The sequence below is a fragment of the Microbacterium sp. ISL-103 genome, assembly GCF_018613995.1.
Lineage (GTDB): Bacteria > Actinomycetota > Actinomycetes > Actinomycetales > Microbacteriaceae > Microbacterium.
In genome coordinates this window covers 1-1750 of the sequence record NZ_JAGGPD010000170.1, presented here as the reverse complement: position 1 = coordinate 1750, position 1750 = coordinate 1, and the positions used below count along the sequence as shown (strand labels likewise).

Sequence of the window (1750 nt, the reverse complement as noted above, 5' to 3'; positions counted from 1 at the left end):
CCGCCGTGCCGACGACACCTTGCGCGCAGCGGGCGGGCGGGCCTCTGTCCGGGAGGAGGTCATGCGAGGACCTCGATCAGACGGACGATGACCCCAGATTCGATCAGGATGAACAGGCCCAGGCCGATGAACACTGCCGGTACCAGCCAGTGCTCGACGCGCTCCAGCGCTTCGGTGACTGCCTTGTTGGTGCCGATGAGCCGACCGGCCGCACACCAGACCGCGACGAGGATGAGGAACACGACGATCATGATCGCGACGTCGACTGGGGTGCTGGTGCGGAAGATTGGCGTGTAGAGGGAGATATTGTCGGCCCCGTTGGCGATGGTGATCCCTGCGACGCTCCATAGTCCGACCGCGGTGATCTTGGGGTCGTCGTCGTCATTGTCGCCGTTGCGGCGCAAGCCGCGAATGAGCGTCCACACGCCGATGCCGAGCGGGATCAGACCCAGGAACCCGACCCATTCGTCCGGAACGATCGTGAGCCCGAGCGCGGCTATCACACTGATCACGACCAGGGTGATGAACCCGAGATACTGGCCTGCGATGATCTGCCACGGGCGGGGTTTCCCTCGACTGGAGGCGAGGAACAGCACGGTGAGCACGACGATGTCGTCGATGTTCGTCGCCGCAAAAAGGCCGATCGCTGAACCGATGGTGGCGAGCATCAGCTTTCCAGTCGTGGCGTGCGGGCGGCACGCAGGCCGTTGAGGATCACGATGACCTCCGCGACCTCGTGGACCAGGACGACAGCCGCGAGCCCCAGGACGCCGAAGAGCGCGAGCGGGAGCAGGGCGGTGATGATCAGCAGCGACAGGATGATGTTCTGGTTGATGATCCGTCGACCGCGCCGGGCGTGATCGAACGCCCGCGGGATGAGGCGCAGATCATGGCCGGTGAAGGCCACGTCGGCGGATTCGATCGCTGCGTCGGAGCCTGTCGCGCCCATCGCGATGCCGACGTCTGCGCTAGCGAGGGCCGGGGCATCGTTGATGCCGTCGCCGATCATCGCGACCGGTCCTGCCTTCGACAGTTCTGCGATCGCGGTCGCTTTGTCCTCCGGGCGCAGCTCCGCTCGCACGGCGCTGATCCCGGCCTGCGCAGCCAGAGCACGAGCGGTCCGGGCGTTGTCGCCGGTGAGCATCGTCACGCCGACGCCCTGGCCGGTGAGTGTCCGGACTACGTCAGAGACTTCAGGGCGCAGCTCGTCACGGACGCCGATCGCGGCGACCGGTGACCCGTCGCGGTGCACGATGACGACGGTCATGCCCTGCTCTTCCAGCGTTGCGACCCGCTCGACGAGGTCGCCGGCGTCCAGCCAGCGGGGACTGCCGACGGTGATTCTCGATCCGTCGACGGTGCCGTCAATACCGTGGCCGGCCTGCTCGGTCACATCTGCAGCTGCCGGTGTCCCCGAGGCTGCGGCGGTGATTGCTGAGGCAAGAGGATGTGTGCTGTGCTGCTCCAGGGCAGCCGCCCACGCCAACGCCTGGACCTCGGTTACACCGTTCGTGGTGAGCACGGCGGTGACCACGGGCTCGTTGCGGGTGAGGGTTCCGGTCTTGTCGACGGCGACGTGCCGGACCGTCCCGAAGCGCTCGAAAACGGCGCCGGACTTGATGATCACACCGAACTTGCTCGCCGCACCGATCGCAGCGACGACCGTCAGCGGCACCGAGATCGCCAGCGCACACGGGGAGGCCGCGACGAGCACGACGAGCGCGCGGGTGATCCACACCTCGGGGTCACC

At 67.0% G+C, this 1750-nt stretch carries 2 protein-coding genes; both read right to left on the bottom strand.

Annotation, left to right across the window (positions count from 1 at the left end; genetic code table 11):
* Nucleotides 1-59: 59 nt before the first annotated feature.
* Entirely contained in the window at nt 60-668 is a 609-nt protein-coding gene (locus J7E68_RS07085) for a cadmium resistance transporter (RefSeq protein WP_215171185.1), read from the bottom strand.
* The coding region (locus tag J7E68_RS07080) for a cation-translocating P-type ATPase (RefSeq protein WP_215171183.1) at nt 668-1750 on the bottom strand (1083 nt) is incomplete at its 5' end. The genes J7E68_RS07080 and J7E68_RS07085, both read right to left, overlap by 1 nt.

What these genes read in the sequence shown, in the direction of transcription:
- J7E68_RS07085 (WP_215171185.1), bottom strand. Translation starts at nt 668, where the DNA reads ATGCTCGCCACCATCGGTTCAGCGATCGGCCTTTTTGCGGCGACGAAC.